The sequence below is a fragment of the Akkermansia sp. NBRC 115031 genome, from assembly GCF_030268505.1.
Lineage (GTDB): Bacteria > Verrucomicrobiota > Verrucomicrobiia > Verrucomicrobiales > Akkermansiaceae > Akkermansia > Akkermansia massiliensis.
The window spans coordinates 255,011-274,099 of record NZ_BSQU01000001.1; the positions used below are offsets into that span (position 1 = coordinate 255,011).

17 protein-coding genes are annotated in these 19,089 nt (G+C 57.8%); all 17 read left to right on the forward strand.

The features are described 5' to 3' along the window. The first annotated feature begins 152 nt into the window (after positions 1 to 152). The 17 genes from QSJ36_RS01005 to QSJ36_RS01085 all read left to right on the forward strand — a co-directional run bounded on the left by QSJ36_RS01005 (position 153) and on the right by QSJ36_RS01085 (position 19,073). Positions 153 to 803 carry an NUDIX hydrolase gene (locus QSJ36_RS01005; RefSeq protein ID WP_250715294.1) on the forward strand — a complete coding sequence of 217 codons (651 nt, stop codon included), beginning with the start codon at positions 153 to 155 and terminating at the stop codon, positions 801 to 803. A gap of 717 nt (positions 804 to 1,520) precedes the next feature. After that, entirely contained in the window at positions 1,521 to 2,183 is a 663-nt protein-coding gene (locus QSJ36_RS01010; protein WP_102727460.1) for a sugar transferase, read from the forward strand. Positions 2,184 to 2,219: 36 nt separating this feature from the next. Further along, the gene (locus tag QSJ36_RS01015) at positions 2,220 to 3,017 is read left to right on the forward strand and encodes a polysaccharide biosynthesis/export family protein (protein ID WP_102727461.1); all 798 of its coding nucleotides are present in this window, start codon (positions 2,220 to 2,222) and stop codon (positions 3,015 to 3,017) included. Positions 3,018 to 3,041: 24 nt separating this feature from the next. Beyond that, a complete protein-coding gene (locus tag QSJ36_RS01020; protein ID WP_285466178.1) occupies positions 3,042 to 5,378 on the forward strand; it encodes a polysaccharide biosynthesis tyrosine autokinase in 2,337 nt (778 codons plus the stop codon). A gap of 60 nt (positions 5,379 to 5,438) precedes the next feature. After that, a complete protein-coding gene (locus tag QSJ36_RS01025) occupies positions 5,439 to 6,980 on the forward strand; it encodes a hypothetical protein (protein ID WP_285466180.1) in 1,542 nt (513 codons plus the stop codon). Positions 6,981 to 6,984: 4 nt separating this feature from the next. Continuing rightward, positions 6,985 to 7,845 (forward strand): hypothetical protein, encoded by an 861-nt coding sequence (locus QSJ36_RS01030; protein ID WP_102714004.1) that lies wholly within the window; start codon positions 6,985 to 6,987, stop codon positions 7,843 to 7,845. 13 nt (positions 7,846 to 7,858) lie between these two features. Then, entirely contained in the window at positions 7,859 to 8,845 is a 987-nt protein-coding gene (locus QSJ36_RS01035) for a hypothetical protein (protein ID WP_285466186.1), read from the forward strand. A 5-nt stretch (positions 8,846 to 8,850) separates the two neighbouring features. Next, positions 8,851 to 10,182, forward strand: a complete 1,332-nt coding sequence (locus QSJ36_RS01040; RefSeq protein WP_285466187.1) for a glycosyltransferase — start codon at positions 8,851 to 8,853, stop codon at positions 10,180 to 10,182. Continuing rightward, positions 10,170 to 10,844, forward strand: a complete 675-nt coding sequence (locus QSJ36_RS01045; RefSeq protein WP_285466189.1) for an acyltransferase — start codon at positions 10,170 to 10,172, stop codon at positions 10,842 to 10,844. Before QSJ36_RS01040 ends, QSJ36_RS01045 begins: the two co-directional genes overlap by 13 nt. Beyond that, positions 10,837 to 12,165: a hypothetical protein gene (locus QSJ36_RS01050; RefSeq protein WP_285466191.1), complete on the forward strand. Its 1,329-nt coding sequence runs from the start codon at positions 10,837 to 10,839 to the stop codon at positions 12,163 to 12,165. The genes QSJ36_RS01045 and QSJ36_RS01050 overlap by 8 nt, the downstream gene beginning before the upstream one ends. Beyond that, positions 12,162 to 13,010, forward strand: a complete 849-nt coding sequence (locus tag QSJ36_RS01055; RefSeq protein ID WP_285466192.1) for a glycosyltransferase family 2 protein — start codon at positions 12,162 to 12,164, stop codon at positions 13,008 to 13,010. The genes QSJ36_RS01050 and QSJ36_RS01055 overlap by 4 nt, the downstream gene beginning before the upstream one ends. Beyond that, positions 12,992 to 13,852: a hypothetical protein gene (locus QSJ36_RS01060; protein WP_102728347.1), complete on the forward strand. Its 861-nt coding sequence runs from the start codon at positions 12,992 to 12,994 to the stop codon at positions 13,850 to 13,852. The genes QSJ36_RS01055 and QSJ36_RS01060 overlap by 19 nt, the downstream gene beginning before the upstream one ends. 3 nt (positions 13,853 to 13,855) lie before the next feature. Beyond that, positions 13,856 to 14,965: a glycosyltransferase family 4 protein gene (locus QSJ36_RS01065; RefSeq protein WP_285466196.1), complete on the forward strand. Its 1,110-nt coding sequence runs from the start codon at positions 13,856 to 13,858 to the stop codon at positions 14,963 to 14,965. Further along, positions 14,962 to 15,531, forward strand: coding sequence for a CatB-related O-acetyltransferase (locus QSJ36_RS01070; RefSeq protein ID WP_215443076.1), 570 nt, complete (start codon positions 14,962 to 14,964; stop codon positions 15,529 to 15,531). Before QSJ36_RS01065 ends, QSJ36_RS01070 begins: the two co-directional genes overlap by 4 nt. Positions 15,532 to 15,538: 7 nt before the next feature. Continuing rightward, a complete protein-coding gene (locus QSJ36_RS01075) occupies positions 15,539 to 16,777 on the forward strand; it encodes a glycosyltransferase family 4 protein (protein ID WP_285466200.1) in 1,239 nt (412 codons plus the stop codon). A gap of 2 nt (positions 16,778 to 16,779) precedes the next feature. After that, positions 16,780 to 17,931, forward strand: coding sequence for a WecB/TagA/CpsF family glycosyltransferase (locus tag QSJ36_RS01080; protein ID WP_285466203.1), 1,152 nt, complete (start codon positions 16,780 to 16,782; stop codon positions 17,929 to 17,931). 50 nt (positions 17,932 to 17,981) lie between these two features. Beyond that, positions 17,982 to 19,073, forward strand: a complete 1,092-nt coding sequence (locus tag QSJ36_RS01085) for an adenylyltransferase/cytidyltransferase family protein (RefSeq protein WP_285466205.1) — start codon at positions 17,982 to 17,984, stop codon at positions 19,071 to 19,073. Positions 19,074 to 19,089: the final 16 nt, after the last annotated feature.

Here is a 19,089-nt window from a genome sequence, read left to right on the forward strand (position 1 = left end):
AGACTGGATGAATCAATCGTGCCGGTTACGCGGGGAAATCTGCCATGGGGATGGGGAATGGTCCAGAAGGCCTGAGTGAACAATCCGCCACGGAAGGCGGCCGGATGGAAAATAAGGTTCGCCGGGATAGCTCCTTGTGGTAACGTGGACGCATGGATGACGCTGGTGAAACGGTCCGTAATGCGCTGCCTCCGCAATGGCTGGAATGGGCGGTGGAACTTCAGTTTATGGCCCAGGCGGGGATAACGTATGCGAAAGACCCCTATGATCTGGAGCGTTTCCAGCGGTTGAGGGAAATCGCCGCGGAAATCATGAGCGCCAAATCCGGGCTGGATATGGATACGGTCCGGGGGCTGTTTTGCAGTGAGACCGGATTTCAAACGCCGAAAATGGATACCCGCGCGGCTATTTTCCGGGAAGGTAAAATATTGCTGGTGAAAGAAAAAGGTTCCGGCTTGTGGTCCATGCCGGGCGGCTGGGTGGATGTGAACCAGTCCGTGCGGGATAACACGATCAAGGAAGTGCGGGAAGAAGCCGGACTGGAAGTGGAAGCGGTACGGCTGATAGCCCTGCATGACCGCAACAGGCACAACCCTCCCCCCTATGCGTACGGGGTTTGCAAGGTCTTTGTATTATGTGAAGAAAAGGGCGGCTCCTTCCAGCCCAATCCGGAAACGTCTGAAAGCCGCTGGTTCGGACGGGATGAACTGCCTCCCATGGCTTTGGAAAAGAACACGCCGGAACAGGCGCTGCTGTGCTTTGATGCGGCGGACGATCCCTGCTGGAATCCCGTGTTTGATTAAAAAAGGGAACATATACGGCAAAATCATTGACTCTTTCCGGGAAAGTGCTATGCCAGTTCCAGCGGCTTGCGAAAAGCGGGCTGTTTTATTCCGGCTGTAACGTTCCCTTCTTCTAGCGGTCAGGAAGGCCGTCTCTCCAACGGCAAAGGCTCGGTTCAACTCCGGCAGGGAATGCCATCCGCCCTATGGCATCATAGGAACCGGTTTTTTGTCTTGATGCCTGTTGCCGGCAATTCATTGTCCGTGAAGATGTGCGCTTTTTGGCGCATGCCCCAGGCGCATTTCTTCGGAATGCCGTCCTTTTCCGAAAGAATTTTCCAGCCCTCGGAAATTCAGGTTTCTTTTTCCTTAATTTTCCTGTTTTACCATTGCGGTCCTCTTCAATTGCGGCATTTTGAACCCGGAATATTCTGGTTGTTCCTGTGAGCTTGGAAAGCGGTTTCATTTTTCAGGAATGGCGGCGTTTTTCGCCTTTCCATTTTGTTGTTGTTGCATTCATGAAAAGTGCGGATTTCAAATCCGTCGTCAATGACGAATTAATATTTTTTCATGCGGATCAGATACTTGTGGTTGAATATATAAATGGCAGCGCTTCCGCAAGGCGGCGTGAAAGGAAATTTTAGAATCATGCAAGTTATTTATCATCATTGATGATGAGCGTTTTTCTCCGGAAAGTCAGATGCCGGATTTGAAATCCGGTAGTTTGCGTGCGGAGCCATGTATAAGTTTTTTGGAAAACGCGTATTGGATATTGCCATATCCTTATGGACATTGATAATCGTATCGCCTCTTCTGGCCGTTATATCCATAATACTCCTGGTTCATACGCGGAAGTCTCCGTTTTTTTTCCAGACGCGTGTGGGGTACCGCGGGAAATTGTTCAGGGTTTTTAAATTCAAGACCCTGACGGATGCCCGTGATTCGGAGGGGCTCCTGCTTCCGGATGACTTGAGGTCTTTTCCGCTTGGAACTTTTTTACGCCGCTATTCCCTGGATGAACTGCCCCAGCTGGTCAACATTATCAAGGGAGACATGTCCATTGTAGGCCCCCGGCCATGGATTCCGGATCAGCTGGATGTTTTTCCCGGCCGCTGCCGCATGGCGCGCTGTTCCGTCCGGCCCGGATTGACCGGCATGGCCCAGGTATACGGAAGGAACGGAATCCCGTTCTACAGGCGGTTGTGCTACGACATCGTTTACGCCCGGAATGTGTCCCTGTTCATGGACGCCAGGATCGTTTTCCAAACCGTTGTCCGGTTGCTGGCCCATAAGGACGTCCGGCAGTGCGAGGACGCTTTCAGGAATATCTCGGGCAGCATGCTCATCAGGAACGATCTTTCCGTGCCTGTGCCTTTTCCGTCCAAGCAGGAAGAATCCTGATTATTTATCCATTTAAAACCATAACCTTATACCTTAATGATGATAAACCGCCCCTCTCTTTTTTCTCCCGGAATTTTCCGGCTGGCCTCCCTGGCTGTCTGCTCCCTGCTGCTGGCCTCCTGCGTCAATCCGAAAGAGGTTCTCTATATCCAGGACATTACGGGTGAGACCCGGCAGGATATAGTCACCAAATACCAGACGACTATTCAAAAAGACGATCAGCTTTATATTTCCGTCAGCAGCAAGCAGCCGGAACTGACTACCCCCTTCATCATGGCGGAAATGGGCAATTCCATCTCCAACAACACCGGCAATTCGCGGCCCAAAGGGTACCTGGTGGACGACGAGGGATATATTGTCCTGCCGGTCATCGGGAAGATGAAGGCCGCCCGGAAGACGTGTTCCCAGCTTGCCCACGACATTTCCGCAAAGCTCCGCAACAGTGATTACATCAAGGACGCCTCCGTCAACGTCCAGATCATGAACTTCAAATTTTCCGTTCTGGGAGAGGTGAATAATCCCGGCTCCTACCAGGTGGACGGCCAGCGCGTCACCATTTTTGACGCCATCAGCCGGGCGGGAGATTTGAATATCGACGGCAACCGGGACATCGTGCTGATCCGGGAAATGGAGCGTGACCGGAAGATCGTCAAGCTGGACCTGCGCAGCAAGTCCATTTTCTCCTCTCCTTATTACTACATCCGGCAGAATGATATTATTTATGTCACTCCGTCGGACCGCAAGATCAACATGAGGAGCGAAAGCGCCCAGTACTACGCCTGGGGCCTTTCGGGCCTGTCCCTGCTTATCGCCGTCATCGCCATTAGCCTGTAAGACGCTTCATCCTGTTTTCCTTCCATGCCCGTTTCAGTGATACAGCCTGAGGACAACGATATTTTTTCCTTCCGGTTCATTTTTTCCACGGCCAGGAGGTATTGGCCCTGGATTCTGGCGTGCGCCCTGCTGGGCGGGGGGCTGGCTTATTTCATCTGCGCCCGGCAGGGGTATCTGTACCAGAAGACCGCCCGCATCATGCTGAGGGATGACAAGCAGAAGAATGCCCAGGTCTCGGAAATCATTCTTTCCGATCTGGGGTTCAAGCCGGGGGAGGCCAACCTGGCGAACGAGAGCTATGTGGTCAAGTCCTCGGAGGTGATGGGCCGTGTGGTGAAGGGGCTGGGGCTCGACGTCTCCTACTGGGAAAAGCGGAATATCCGGGAAGTGGATCTTTACCATACGACTCCCCTGAAGGCGGAGTTCAGTGAAGAGGTGGCGTTTCAGCCTTGTTCCCTGGCGGTTACTCCGCTGAATGGCCGGGAATTTTCCCTGTCTTACCGGGCGAAGGAGAGCGGGGAAAACGTTCTGCACGGAAAGTTCGGCGTTCCGCTGAAGCTTCCCTTCGCCACGGTGAATGTATGCCCTACTTCTTATTTTTCTTCAGGCAGCATGGGAAGGACCATTTTCGTGGAGCGCGTTTCCGTGAAGGAGGCCACCGACGGAATGCTGGGCCGGCTGAGCGTAACGCGGCCCGATTCCAAGGAAAGCAGCCTGCTGGAGCTGACGTTGAGGCTTTCCCATCCGCAAAAGGCGGAAGACGCCCTGAATTATCTTATTGAGGTTTACAATGACCATTCCAGGCGGGAGAAGCAAATGGCCGCCTCGCGGGCGGAGGAGTTCATCGTCAAGCGCATTGGAAAGCTTGGCGGCCAGCTCGGCGGCGTGGACAAGCAGGTGATTGACTACAAGCGCAACAGCCGGATCGTCAAGGACATGGATACGACGCTGGATGCCACGTTCAACAGAGTGCAGGAAATAGGGACGGAACTTTTCTCCACCAGGACGGAGTTGATCCAGGTGAAGGTGCTCGCCAGGCTGCTGGCGGACCGGAGCCGCCAGCAGGACATGATCCCCGCCAATATAGGCATTCAGGATGCGGGAATTGCCAAGCAGATTGAACTTTTCAACGACAATTTCCTCCAGCATAAAAAATTGTTCGCCAGCGCGGGAAGACAGAATCCCATGGTCTCCTCCCTTGCGGAGAACATGAAGGAGATGCGCGAATCCATTGGCCGTTCCATTGCCAATTACTGCAACGCGCTGGAAGTGAGGATGAGTGAACTGGAAAAGGAGCGGAATGAACTCAACCGGCTTTTGTCGGACATGGCCTCCAAGGATGAAGGCCTGGTCCCCCTTCTGCGGGAACAGAAGGTTATGGAGGAGCTTTACCTGATGCTGCTGAAAAAGAGGGAGGAAAACGCCCTGGCCCTGGCCACGACGGAACCAAGCGCCCGCATTCTGGAACCTGCGTTCGGCTCCAATGCCCCCGTAGCGCCCAAATTGTTCCTGATGACGGTGGGCGGCATGACCGGAGGAGCTTTGGTGAGCCTGTTGGCCCTGCTGGCTGGAAACGCCCTGAATACGAAGGTGCGGGACAAGAAGGACCTCGCCGGACTGACGGACCTGCCGCTGGCAGGAGCGCTGCCCCTGCTTTCCGGAAAAGAGCGGGCGAAGCTGCCCCTGGTCGTCATGAATGGCCGCTCCCTCATGGAAGAATGCTTTCACATTCTCCGCAACAATGCGGAACTTATGCTGCTGCCCAATCCGGAGGAAGCCTCCCGCGTGCTGTTCATGACATCCACACGGGCGGGAGAGGGGAAGACGTTTACGGCCCTGAACCTGGCCGCCGCGTATGCCCAGACCGGAAAAAAAGTCCTCCTCATTGACGGGGACTTGCGCAAGGCCAGCCTTTCCGCCTTTTACGGAGGGAAGAATAGCAGGGGCCTCGTGCACCTGCTGATGAACCCGCAGGCGTCTCCGGATTCCGTCCTGCAGTCCGGCAGGAAGTTCTCGGGGTTTGACCTGGTGACGGCAGGCCCCGTTCCCCCCAACCCCGTCGCGTTGCTGACCCAGGACCGTTTTGAAGAGCTGCTCCGGTACTGGCGCGCCCGGTATGACCGCATCATCCTGGACGGCTGCCCGTATGAGGCCGTGGTGGACGCTTCCCTCATGGCGCGCCATGCGGACCTGGTTCTTTATGTCATCAGGTGCGGCATGATCGAGAAGCAGTACGTTCCCGCCATCCAGGGGCTGGCGGACAAGGGCGAATTCCGTGCCGTCGCCCTTATCCTCAATGCGGAGAATTTCAAAAATTCCCGTTTTCATTATTACAGCGAGTATTCCGAAGCAGACGGATAGAGCCGTTGAACCGCCCCTTTTTCCAGCATTCGCCCTTCAGTCTTTTTCTTCCACCGTTTCATGAACACCGTCTCCAGAGTGATAAGGAACACAGGATTCCTGTATATGAAAATGGGCGTCACCATGTTCATTTCCCTGTACGCGACGCGCCTGGTCCTGAATGCCCTGGGAGTGGACGACTTCGGCATTTTCAACATGGTGGCGGGCGTGATTGCCATGCTGGCTTTTCTCAACGCCAGCATGGCGGCGGCTACCCAGCGCTTCATGAGCTACGCGGAGGGGGAAGGGGACCCGGAGAAACAGAAAATCGTGTTTAATATCAGCGTGGTGCTCCATCTTGCCATTGCCGTGATGGTCGGAATCCTGCTGTATGCCGCGGCCCCCATCCTGTTCGGGCATGTTCTCAATATTCCGGAGGACCGGGTTTTTGCCGCCAGGTGCGTTTACTGGGCCATGATCGCCAGCACCGTGTTCGGCATTCTGGGCGTTCCTTATGAAGCCGTGCTGAACGCCCATGAAAATATGCTGTATTTCGCCGTCATAGGCGTTCTGGAATCTTTCCTGAAGCTGGGAGCGGCCCTGCTTGTCGTTCATGTGCTGGCGGACAAGCTGATTCTGTACGGGGTGTTGATGGCCGGGATTTCCATCCTTGCCATGACGGCCATGCTTGTTTATTGCCGCAGGAACTATGCGGAGTGCGTGATTGCGCCGCGGCGTTATTGGAAACGCGGCGTTTTCCGGGAAATGGGAAGCTTTGCGGGCTGGAATTTCACGGTTTCCGCCAGCAGCATGCTGTCGGAATACGGCGTCGGCATCGTCCTGAACCACTTTTTCGGCGTCGCCCTCAATGCGGCGCAGGCCGTCGCCCAGCAGATCAACGGGCAAACCATGGCTTTTTCCGGGACCATGCTGAAGGCCCTGAATCCGGTCATTTCAAAAAGCGAAGGGGCGGGCAACCGCGGCCTCATGCTGCGTGCCTCCCTGTCCGGCTGCAAATTCGCCTACCTGCTCATGGCGGTTTTCGCCATTCCGCTGATTCTGGAGGCTCCGGGGCTCCTGGGTCTCTGGCTTCATTCCGTCCCCGCCTGGGCGGTCCTGTTCTGCAGGCTCCAGCTTGCCAGAACCTTGCTGGAACAGCTTTTCCTCAGCCTGGGGTCCGCCATTTACGCGGAGGGGAACATCCGCCTGTACACGCTGGTGAAAACGGGGTCCGGAATTCTTTTCCTGGGCGCTACCTGGGGATTCTACCGCATGGGATGGTCTCCCTGCATGATGTATGTGGCCGCCATTCTTTTCGTAACCCTGCCGGGGGGGCTGCTGGCGCTTTCCATCTGCGTGCGGCGCCTTGGCCTCAGCTTGCGGGATTTTTCTTTCCAGGTGCTGGCGCCGTGCCTTGTTCCCAGCGCGGCTACGTTTGCCGCGGGCATCCTCCTGTGCCGGATTGATGCGTCGCTTTCTCCCGTTCCGGTATTATTTCGCACCTGCTCGCTCCTGGTTGTCTTCCTCCTTTTCCTCTGGTTTTTTTCTCTGGACGGGAGGGAGCGCGGCACCCTTGTTTTTTTCCTGAAAAGCGCCTGGAGGAAAATTCAGTTTTCCAAATAATTCCATGAAATCCTATTCCATTCTCGTCAATACCTGTGATTCCTTTGAAGACTGCTGGGAGCCTTTTTTCAGGCTCTGGTCCCTTTATTGGCCCGATTGCCCCGCCCGCGTGTACCTGAATACGGAGTACAAGACCTATTCCGGTCCGGAGAAAAACGTCGTTTCCCTGAGGAGCTGCGCAGGCCGCATCATTCCGGGGCGCAGGAGGGCCACGTGGAGCGAATGCCTGAAATGGGCCCTGGAGGCCATGGAAACGGATACGGTGCTGTACATGCAGGAGGATTACTTCCTGACGGCGCCGGTGGACGGCGGGGCGGTGGAAAGATACGCGGCGCAGATGCGCGCCCATCCGGAAATTCCCTGCATCCAGTTGACGCCGGAGGGAATCCCGGCCCGCGAGCCTTCGCGGTATGAAGGCCTTTTCACCAGTGACCCGGATTATCCCTGGTACGCGTGCTGCCAGGGCTCCCTGTGGCGCAGGGAGGCGCTGCTTTCCCTGTTGAGGAAGGAAGAATCAGCCTGGAAGTTCGAATGCTTCGGCAGCCGGAGGGCTAAGTATTCCCGCATGGAGTTTTTGACGGTGGACCCCTCCCTGTTTTCCCGGGAGGGGTACCAGATCATTCCCTACATTTTCACGGGCATCATCCACGGCAAATGGTACGGGCCGGTGGCGGAGCTGTTTGAACGGCACGGCATCTCCATGGATTTTTCCAGGAGGGGTTTTTTTGATCCGGAGGAAAAGCCCCCTTTCTCCGCAAGAATCAGGAATGCCGCCAGGAACTGGAAGACGTGGCGCAGCCGGCTGGAGCTCCGCTCCATGAAGCGCCGCTTCCTTCGGGAGGAGAATGCCTGCGGAGGTAATTAAACTTGTCCATGCCATGATTTCACTGACGCACCAGGGTTTGCATTTGCTGCGCCGCATGTTTGAGCGCTGTTCCGGCAGGGAGGAACTGGGCCCCCCTTCCTGTGAACTGGACGCGGACGCGGCTTCCGCGATGATTGAGGACCTTCTCCGCTCCGGCCGTCCCGCCATGGTGGGACGGTTTGGCTGCACGGAAATGTCCTGCCTGCATAATTATCTGGAAATTGGGAAGGCGGGCAGGAATCCGCTGGACTACATCACGGGCCGGAGGGACCAGTGGTGGTGGAATAAAAACATCATGAGGCAGATGAGGGAGTGGTCCGGCTTTTTCCCGGCCGCGCCGGAGTATCTGGCCCGTTTCTGCGAGCTGATGCTGTGTGACATGATGGAACTGGATATTCTGGGAAGCTGGCTTCCGTACGAATGGGAGGTGATGCCCATGATCCGGGACGTTCCCCGCGTGCGCCTGCTGAATCTGGAGCCTTACTGGTCTTCCCGGCCATGGAGCAGGGCCCTGGAGGGAAGGAAGGTGCTGGTGGTCCATCCTTTCGCGGAAAGCATAACGCGCCAATACGAACGGAACCGGGAAAGGATTTTTGAAAACCCGGAGGTTCTTCCTTCCTTTTCCCTGGAGACGCTGGCCGCCGTCCAGAGCATGGGAGCGGGGCCGGACCGTTTTGCCGACTGGTTTGAAGCCCTGGCATGGATGGAGGGGGAGATGGACCGCCGGGATTACGATGTGTGCCTCATCGGATGCGGGGCTTACGGCTTTCATCTGGCGGCCCATGCCAAGAGGAGGGGCAGGCAGGCCGTGCATCTCGGCGGGGCTCTTCAACTGCTGTTCGGCCTGCGGGGCAGGCGCTGGGAAGACCCGGCCTACGGGGCCGATCCCGGCGCTCCCAAACATGATTATTCCCGGCTTTTCAATGACGCGTGGGCGAGGCCGGGAAGAGAGGAGACGGTAGGCCACGCCAGCCGTGTGGAGGGGGGGTGCTACTGGTGAAAAACATGAACGCTCCGGAAAAAGGGATGAATGTGCTCTGGCTGTCCAATATCCTGTTTCCCGAACCGTGCCGGATGCTTGGGCTTCCGGAACCGGTTCTGGGAGGCTGGATGTACGCGGGAGCGCAGGAGCTGATGAAAGCCGCCCCGGATTTAAAGCTGGCCGCCGTCATGTTTTACCCGGGGCGCACCCTGCGCCGCCTGGACGGGGAGGCCATGACCTATTACCTGGTTCCCGCCCCTGCGGACATGGGGGTTTACAGGAAGGAACTGGAACCCTGTTTCCGGGAAATCAGGGATATATTCAGCCCGGACGTGGTCCATATCCGCGGTTCCGAATACCCGCACTCCCTGGCCTGGGTGCAGGCCTGCGGGGCGGAACGCACGGCCGTTTCCATCCAGGGGCTGTCTTCCGTCTGCGCCGGGTTCTATATGGGCGGCATTCCTGCTCGGGAACTCGTGAAATCCGTTACTTTCCGCGATCTGTTGCGCCGCGACACGCTTTTTGCCCAGCAGCGGAAGATCAAGGCGCGCGGAAAATACGAACGGGAGCTGTTCGGCAAGGTGCGCCATGTAATCGGATGTACCGCCTGGGACCGTTCCCACGCATGGGCCATGAACCCCGCGGCGCGGTACCATGTTCTCCAGCCCACGCTCAGGGAACCCTTTTACCGTCATGAATGGGATGCCGGAGCGTGCGAAAAGCATACGATTTTTCTCGGCCAGTCCCACTACCCCCTGAAAGGATTCCACAAGGTGGTGGAGGCTCTTCCCCTGGTCCTGCGGCATTATCCTGACGCCAGGGTGAAGGTGGTCGGACCGGACATCCTGTCAGTCCCTGCGTGGCGCAGGAACGGCTACGCCCGTTATTTGGGAAACCTGATGGAACGGCTTGGAGTCCGGGACCGCTTCCGCTGGCTGGGACGCCTGGACGCGGAGCAGATGTGCAGCCAATTCCGGAAGGCGCATGTGTTCGTTTGCCCCTCCATGATTGAAAATGAGTCCAACTCACTGGGGGAAGCCCAGATGGTGGGCACTCCCTGCATCGCGGCCTATGCCGGGGGGATGATGGATTCCGTGTCCGACGGGGAAACGGGTTTCCTGTACCGGTTTGAAGAGACGGAAATGCTGGCCATGCTGGTGTGCCGCCTGTTCGGGGACATGGATTTGTGCAGGCGTATTTCCTTCCGCGGAAGGCAGGCCTCCCTGGCGGGCCATGACCGTTCCGCGAATGCGGAACAACTGAAGCGCATCTACGGGAGCATTGCCGGAGACGCAGGGAACGGGACGGAGGAACATGAAGGAAAGGGAAGGGAGGGGGCCGCATGCAACAATTGATTTATCTTGCCAGGAAAGCCGTGCTCCGCTGCTGGGCCGTCTGCCTGCATCCCCTTCACAATTGGTATGCCAGGTGGCTCCTGTATGCCGGCAACGCGGTTTACGGCCCCGGCCTCTGTTCGTTCGGAATTCCGGACGTCAGGATATCCAGGGGAAGTCGCCGCCAATCCGTTCCGTGCCGCATAGGAAGGGAATTTACCATGCGGAACGGCCCCCACGGCGTCTCCCGTTCCTCCCAGCGCTGCCTGATTTCCGTGGACCGGGACGGCGTGCTGCGCATCGGCAACCGGGTGGGCATCAGCAATACCGTGATTATCTGCACGCAGTCGGTGACGATCGGAGACGATGTAAAGGCCGGATTCGGCGTCCACATCATGGATACGGATTTCCACGCATTGGACCCGGAAGCCAGGCGGGGAGCGGAGGACAGGCTTCTGCGCCGGTCCGCTCCCGTCAGGATTGGGAACAACGTCTTCCTGGGTGCCGGAACCTTCATTTTGAAAGGCGTTTCCATCGGGGACAACGCCGTCGTGGGAGCACGTTCCGTGGTAACGCGTTCCATCCCTTCCAATGAGGTATGGGCCGGAAATCCGGCGCGCCGCATCCGCCGGGCGGAGGAGGGGAAAGCTTCTCCGGTGATGGAAAGGAGCGCGCATGCGTAATACGGCCCTTTCATGCCAGGCGAATGAAAGGCCGCCCCTTGATGGGAAATCCCGCCTTCCTTCAAGCATCCGGGTCGTGCTCCCCTTCATCATCCTGGTGAAGGCCATGATCATGTTGTCCATGTACTCGTCCGCCGCCGTCCTTCACCCGATTTGTACGGAACAGGCCATTTCCCTTTCCTCCGCCCTCCTGCTGGCGGTGTCCTTCGTCATCATGCGGAAGTATTTCAGGAGGGGGCACGCCCCCGTTTATCCCCTCTTTTCCATTTATTTCCTGTGGGTATTCATTTGCTGCCTGCGGGGCGTCTTCGCCGTGGACGGCTACTGGTCCGCGCGGGCCCTGGTGACGAATGCCCCCACGCTTTTCATTCCCGTGCTGGTTTACGTGTTCAGCCTGCCGGAGGTGACGCGGCAGGTCCTGTCCGTCTGGTTCAAGGTGTTCATCCCCGTTTTTTTCCTGTTCATGTTCACCCTTAATCCGGACTTTTACGCCTCCCTGCTGAATCCCCTGCTGATGCTGGTGCCGTGGCTGCCCCTGCTGCCCCGGAAATGGAAGCTGGTGGTGCTGGTCATGGCATGCCTGATGGTGTGCGTCAGCATGGGAGCCAGGAGCCAGATTCTAAAGGCGCTGGTGGCTCTGTCCCTGCTGGCCGTCTATTGCGGCAGGGATTTGTTCAAGGACTGCTTTTACAGGATGACGCGGCACGCCCTGTTTTTAATTCCCTCCCTCTTTCTCGCCCTCGGGCTGGGCGGCGTCTTCAATGTCCTGGACGTCGGCTCCTACGCCGGAGCGCCGGGAAGTTCCGTGGAGGACGACCTGCTGGCGGATTCCCGCAGCATCGTCTTTGAAGAGGTGGCTTCTTCCTCCCTGAAGGACGGCTGCATTTTGCTGGGGCGCACCCCGGCGCAGGGGTATGAAACCAGTTTCCAGATGTCCAGTGATGAGCGCCAGTCCTACCATGACCAGAAGCGCCGCGCCTGGTGCGAACCCGTCCTCCTCAATATTTTCGCCTGGACGGGGGTGGCGGGGCTCTTCCTTTACACGGGATTTTACTGGCAGGCCTCCTATCTGGCCATTTACCGTTCCAACAACCGCTGGATGAAGCTGCTGGGAGTGTTCGTGGCCTTCCGCTGGCTCTGGGGATGGCTGGAGGATACCAACTTCAATCTGGATATCATGAACATCTCCCTGTGGATGATGATCGCCATGTGCTATTCCAGCCGTTTCCGGGCCATGACGGACGGCGAGCTTCATGAATGGGTGGAAAGCATCTTCCGCCGCCGTTCCTCCAACCCTCTCCCTTCCATACGCATTCCATGAAAACTGACGAAACCTCCGGAAAAAAACTTGCGGTCCTGATGACGTGCCACAACCGCAGGGAAAAAACGCTCCGCTCCCTTGCCGCCCTGTTCTCCGCCCTGCCGGAAGCGGGGCTGGACGTCTCCGTGCATTTGGTGGATGACGGTTCCACAGACGGCACCGGAGACGCCGTGCGGCAGGCTTACCCCTCCGTATCCGTCATCAGAGGTGACGGAACCCTGTTCTGGAACCGGGGAATGAGGACGGCATGGGAGGACGCCCTGAAGAAGGATGCGGATTTCTACCTGTGGCTGAATGATGATACCATGCTGCATCCGTTTGCCGTAAGCCATCTATTGGAAGCCTCCCTCCGGATGGAACACGCCGCCGTCATCTGCGGCTCCACCTGCCATCCCGGCACGGATGAGTGGACTTATGGAGGCACGGCGGGCGGGAAGCCCGTTATTCCGGATGGAACCCTGAGGGAGTGCGAATTATGCCACGGGAACATTCTGTGGGTGCCGCGGCGGGTGGTGGAGCGCATAGGCATTCTGGACGGGTTCTACCTGCACGCGCTGGGGGATTACGATTATTCCCGGACGGCGCGCGAACGCGGAATAAAGCTGCGGGTGGCTCCCGCCTGCCTGGGAACCTGCGAACGGCATGACAAGGTCGTTGCCTGGACGGACCGGAAGGTGCCCCTGGCAGGCAGGCTCCGCAATTTGTATTCCCCGCTGGGGAATGCCCAGCCCAGGTACTATTTCCATTACGTCCGCAGGCACGACGGCCTGCTGGCCGCGTGCAAGGCCATGATCTGCATGCATGTACGAGTTTTTTTCCCCTTCTTATGGACAGCAACGAAATAGACTGGGTTTTCCAGACGGATGACGAAGAGGTGCTGGAGACGTACAGGACCCGTGACAATTACCTCATGGAGCGCACTCCGGAGGGGGATGATTCGCGGTGCGCCGTTTATTTCAGCAGCAACGACCTGTATTTTCCCAACAACCGCGCCCGGTTCCATGAACGGGTCACCCTGCGGAATACGTTTGAATGGTTCGGAACCAGGGTTCCGGGCTGCGGAAGGCACATCTTCATTCGGGACGTTTTCAAGCAATGGTACCTAGGCGGCATCAACAGCCGCCTGAACTCTCCGGAAAAGGTGCTGAAGTGGCTTGAAAACGAGACGAAAGGCTGCCGGGTAACGATGGTGGGCAGTTCCTCGGGAGGCTATGCCGCCGTTCTCTTCGGCTCCCTGCTGCATGCGGAGCGCGTTTTCTCCTTCAACGGCTATTTTGACCTTGCGCCGGAAACGGAAATGGAAGACGCCGCCAGAATCAATCCCCTGCTGGTACGGTACGGGAACGACCCGGAACGGGCGCCTTTTTACCGCCTGGCCCCCTTTCTGCATGCGGAGACCCCCGTTTATTATTTCCACTCCCTGTTTTCTCCCATTGACCGCAGGCAAAGGGAGCTTCTGGGCGGCTGCCGGGGAGTGCACGTCATCCCCTTTCATTCCCGCCGCCACGGAATCCCCTTCCTCAAATGCTGTTTAAGCCGCCTTTTTCGGAGTACCGATGAGGAGCTGCTGGAGCTGTGCGGCTCAATTCAACGGCCCTTGCGGTTTTCCCTGCGGTATGCGGGCGTCCGGAAGACGGTTTCCGGCTTCTTCAGGCAAGCGTGGCAATATTACAGGAAAAGGCACTGAACCATGAACGGCAACAAACGGAAACTGATGGTCTTTCATCAATACCTGGCGCCTTACCGCATTGATTTTTTCAATGCGCTGGCCCGGATTGGAGAGATGGAGGTATTTTTTGAATATGAAAATTCTCCGGACCACCACTACAACAGGCCGGAAATGGAAGCCCGCTGCGCGTTCCGCCCCCAATACCTGAACCATGTCCGCGTGGCCGGGCGGCGCGTTCCCTCCGGCCTTGCGCGCATTCTACGGCAGGGACGGCCCGATCTGGTGATCGTTCCGGAGTTTTCCATTCTGGCTCTGGAGGTATGCCTGCTGCGCGCGGTTTGCCGCTGGAAATTCAAAATCGTCAGCATTTGCGATGACAGCATGGACATGATCCGCGGAAATGAATTGTCCCGCATGCATGCGCTGGCGCGGAAGGCGGCGATGCCGGTGATGGACGATGTGATTCTCCCGGACAGGGAGGCATGCCGCTGGTACCGGGAACATTATGGAAAGGGCGTCTTTTTTCCGATTGTCAGGGATGAACGGGCATTCCGGGAACAATGCCGGGAAGCGCTTTCCATGAGCCATTCCATGCAGCGGGAATACGGCCTGCACGGAAAACGGGTGGTCCTGTATGTGGGGCGCCTGGCCCCGGAGAAGAATCTGGAATGCCTGGTCAGGGCGGCCGCGGCCCTTCCGGAGGACGCCGTTCTGGTGATTGCGGGGTCGGGAAGCCTGGGCACGGCCTTGCAGGATCTGGCCGTCCGGCTGAAAGTCAGCGCCATTTTTACCGGCTGGCTGGAAGGCGAACGCCTGGCGGCCTGGTACAATCTGGCCGACGTCTTTGTTCTTCCCAGCCTGGTGGAACCGTTTGGGGCGGTTGTCAATGATGCCCTGGCTGCCGGGTGTTTCTGCCTGGTTTCCGGGCGCTGCGGCTCCGCCTGCCTGATCCGCCGGGGCTGGAACGGGGAATTGTTCGATCCGGAAGATGAAAAGGGGCTGGCCTCTCTTCTCCGGAAAACCTGCCTGGACCGCGGCGGCAGTCCGTCCCCTCCGCGCCTGAAAGAATGCCTGATGCCTGCGGGATTCCGGGAATACGTCAACCATCTCATGGAACATATTGTACGATGAATGCTTCCGCCAATGCCGCCCCGGGCAGGTCCCGGCCCATCCTGTTTCTGCGTTCCCTGGCTAACGGAGTGCGCAGTTTCATACGGTTCCGCCTTCTTCAACGCTGGGTCACCGTGGAGGGAATGACCAGGATAGGAAGGCATGTGCATCTGAATTCCCCTCACAAACGGATCATTTTCGGGAACAGGGTGCAGTTGGGGCCATACTGCCATGTCTCCTGCGATATACGTTTTGGGAACAGCGTGTTGTGCGCCGCCCGCGTTTCATTCATCGGAAGAAGGGACCATTCCTTTAACAGGCCCGGTTGCGCCATCTGGGATTCCCCCCGGAACTGGGAGGACGGCATGACGGTCATCGGCAGCGACGTGTGGATTGGGCACGGCGCCGTCATCCTGGGAGGCGTTTGCGTAGGGGACGGGGCCATTGTCGCGGCAGGCGCCGTCGTGACCGGAGACGTGCCGCCCATGACCGTGGTGGGCGGCAATCCTGCCCGGGTCATCCGCCGCCGCTTTGCCGCCCCGGAAGAGGAGGAAAGGCACCGGAACTACCTTAATTCCATCAAATAGACAAGCCATGATGCAAATCCTGATTAACGCTTATGCCGTCAACCCGGACTGGGGCAGCGAACCCGGCATGGGGTGGAACTGGGTCATCCACCTGGCCATGCACTGCAAGGTGCATGTGATTACGGAGGGGGAATGGAGGGAAAACATAGAACGGGAGCTCGCCCGCCTTCCCCAGGCCGGCAACATCGTGTTCCATTATCTTCCCGTACCGGAAAAAATTCGCCGGATGTGCTGGGACCAGGGGGACTGGCGTTTTTACCGCCATTACAAAAAATGGCAGGAACGGGCGCTTGCGCTGGCGCGGCGCATCATGGCGGAAAACCGCATAGACGTCATTCACCAGTTGAACATGATAGGCTTCCGGGAGCCGGGGATGCTGTGGAAAATCGGGGGAATTCCCTACATATGGGGACCGGTGGGGGGAATGGAAAATACGCCGGTGGCCTACTTGCGGGAAAGCGGCTGGGGGCAGGTGGGGAAGACGGCATTGAAAAACGTGATCAATACCGTGCAGGCCAGGTTCCAGCCCAGGGTGCGGAAAGCCATGAAGCGCGCTGACGCCGTGCTGGCTTCCGTTCAGGGAGTGCGGGAGAAAATGGAACGGTACCATCGCCGGGAAGCGCTGCTGATGAGCGAAACCGGCTGTGCCGCGCGGAAGGAGAAAGTGCGCAGGGCAACGGACGGCGGACAATTCAGGCTGCTGTGGGCAGGCCGCATGATACCCAGCAAGCAGTTGGCCCTGGCATTACAAACCCTCACCTATCTCCGGGATTTGCCGGAGCTGAAGCTGCATATTTGCGGGGGAGGGGAGAGGGGGCGGGGCTACCGGAACCTTGCGGAACGGCTGGGCGTGGCGGGGCAATGCGTATGGCACGGCACAGTCTCCAATGAAAAGGTTCAATCACTCATGCGGGAAAGCGATCTCTTTTTCTTTACCAGCATCATGGAAGCAACCTCAACCGTGCTTGTGGAAGCCCTGATGAACCGCCTGCCCGTGCTCTGCTTTGATACCTGCGGCATGGGAACCATCGTGGATGAAACCGTGGGATGCAAGATACCCCTGACCCGTCCCGGACGGTCCGCCCGGGACTTTGCGGAACGCATCCGTTTCTTTTTCCATCACAGGGAGGTCCTGCGGGATATGGATGAAGCGTTTTACGCCAGGCAGAGGGAACTGGACTGGAACCGCAAGGCGGAAAGGATGGCCGGCATTTACCGCGAAGTTTTGAAGGCCCGTCAACATTGACCATGAGTGAAAACCGTATGGAGACCTACTTCAACATCAGATACGAATTTGACCGTGAACGCGTTTTCCGGCGCATGGACGAAGTGCTCCGTTCCGGGGGCGCCGGATACATCTGCGTGGCGGACGGACATGTGCTTTCCGAGGTACAGCGCAACCGGGAATACAGGAATGTGCTGAATGGAGCGCTCCTGACCATTTGCGACAGCGGCTGGGTGCCCGTCTACCTGAAATGGCTGCTGCATGCGGACAGGCCCCAATACTGCGGCGCCCAGATTTTCAGCGACGCCATCGGCATGAAAAAATACAGAATGATGTTCCTGGGAGGCAGCCGCGAGACGCTGGATGCCCTTCGCCGGACCCTGGAACGGGAAGATCCCCGCGTGAAGCACATGCCTTTTGAGGAATTGCCGTTCTGCCCTGTGGATGAATTTGACTACGCGGCTATTGCCGGGAGAATCAATGAATACCTGCCGGACATCGTCTGGGTTTCCCTGGGCGCTCCCAAGCAGGAAATATTCATGAACAGGCTGTGCCCCCATCTTCAACGGGGGGTTATGGTGGCCGTGGGCGCCGTCTTTAACTTCGCCTCCGGGCGGCATATCAGAAGAGCCCCTGCCTGGATGGTGGACTGCAGGCTGGAATTTCTCTACCGCATTTTTAATGAACCCCGCAAGCAAATAAAACGCTGCTGGAAAATAATCTCTGTCCTGCCCTGGATTTTTATCCGTGAAAAACAACGGCAAAAGGCGGCCAGGCCGGCTGCCGCCTCCGGAAGGGAAAGAAAAGCGCCCCCTCTTCCCTGTACGCTGGTTTCATGTTTCGGCCGGCTTCCCGGCAACATGGATGACCTGCTGGCTGACTGGGGCAGGGAAGAAGGCAGGAAATTCATCATTGTCAGCGACGATGCGAGGTTCTGGAACCTGCCCTTCAACGCCAGCCTGGTGCCGATGGCTTTTTGCGAACTCCAGTCCCTGGCAAGGAAAAAACTGGGAAGACGGCATCAAATTAACGTTCCGGAGGACCTCCCGCTGCTTCTGCCGCAATATCCGGTTCTCTTTGAGGACTATGTGGAAGGGAACCGGGAATTGGAAACAATAGCTCTGGAATGGGAGGCCGGTTCCTCCCATGCACCGGTTCCCGCCGCTCCGGTTTAATCTTTACCCCTCTCCATACAGCAACATCCACACCTTAATACATTTCAACGATGGCTACCAAAATATTCGTCTCCGGTTTTTACGATATCATTCATGCCGGGCATATCCAGTTCTTCCGTGAAGCGCGTTCGCTGGGGGATTTCCTCATCGTCTCCTTCGCCTCCGAGCAGGTGCTCTGGAAAAGCAAGCATAGAAAACCATCCATCCCGGAAGGCCATAAAAAAGTGATTCTGGAAAGCCTGTGCATGGTGGACAAGGTGGTCTGCGGAGAACATCTGAAGCCGGGAATGGATTTTGAACACGTTTTCCTGAAAGAACGGCCCGATATCCTGGCTGTTACGGAAGATGACTGTTACGGCGACCTTAAAAGGGAACTGTGCGCAAGGATTGGAGCGCGGTATGTGGTGCTTCCCAAAACGCCTCCCTGTTCCGAACAGATTTCCACCACCCAGCTGGTGAACAGAATCAAGGCCCCGCTTAGCGTTCCCCTGCGCGTGGACTTTGCGGGGGGCTGGCTGGACGTTCCCAGGCATGCGCGGCAGGGCGCGTACATTGTCAACTGCGCCATCAGTCCGTTTGTATCCCTGGACTACTGGCCCTATGAACTCCGGTCCGGACTGGGAGGCAGCGGAGCCTGGGCCATGCTGCAGGGCAGGGACTCCGTCCAGTCGGAACTTGCCCTGGGGGTTGGCTGGCAGGATCCGGCCGTGATTGCGGAAACGGGGCTGTGCGTCTGGCGTTCCGGCTCCGTTCCCGTGCTGGACATCAAGAGCACCGGTGACTTTCTGGCCGGGAAAATGGCGGTCTTCCACACCGGGCACGACCATGATACGCCGGGAATGGCTGACGGGTGCAGGGACTATGCCCGCATCGCCCAGTCTTCCCTGATTGCCCGCGCCGGAGTGATGGAGCGCAGCATTCATGAACTGGCTGCCGGAGTGGCGCTGTACCATAGCGTGCAGCTCCAGGAGGGGATGGCCCCCCTTCCAGCGCTGGGGGAGGAGCTGGCGAAGAAATACCTGGGAGGCGGGTTCGGCGGATATGCCCTGTACCTGTTCGCTTCCCGGGAGGACAGGGACGGGGCGGTGCGTCTTCATGACGGCATGAGGGCTGTGGAGCCGTATTGCAAAAGCCCCTTCTGATTCTTTTGCCGGAATG